The sequence below is a fragment of the Mesorhizobium sp. M7A.F.Ca.ET.027.02.1.1 genome (assembly GCF_004022985.1).
GTDB lineage: Bacteria > Pseudomonadota > Alphaproteobacteria > Rhizobiales > Rhizobiaceae > Mesorhizobium.
On sequence record NZ_RZOL01000980.1, the window covers coordinates 1 to 400 of the forward strand.

1 pseudogene is annotated in these 400 nt (G+C 59.2%); it reads left to right on the forward strand.

Annotated features, from left to right (window positions below):
• Positions 1 to 85: 85 nt before the first annotated feature.
• Positions 86 to 400: pseudogene (locus EN749_RS37340) on the forward strand (ABC transporter permease); the annotation flags it as partial.

A 400-nucleotide genomic window follows, 5' to 3' on the forward strand; every position in this document is an offset into this window, starting at 1 on the left:
ATGGGGTTCCGTTTGGGATTCCGCTTGACAGTTTCATGAATATGAAAAACTCTAAGATAATTTCAAATTTCCGATAGGCAGGTCGATGTCGGCCCTAGTTGCAACATCAGCGCCAGAGGCCCGGTCTTCTCAGGGCTTCCGGGTCGCCATGCTGCTGCCGGGCGCGCTGGTCACCTTCCTGCTGATCCTGTTTGCCCTCGGCCTCGTGCTTTTTCTCGCCTTCCGCGGCAATGACGGTTCGCTGCTCGGCGCCGGCTTCACCGTGGCGAATTTTGTCACCGTGGTGTCCGATCCGCTGTACTGGACGGTGACGCTGCGCTCGCTGATCATTGCCGCTCTGGTCACGCTGGCGACGGTCGTCACCGCTTATCCCGTCGCCTACTACCTCGCCTTCCACGCC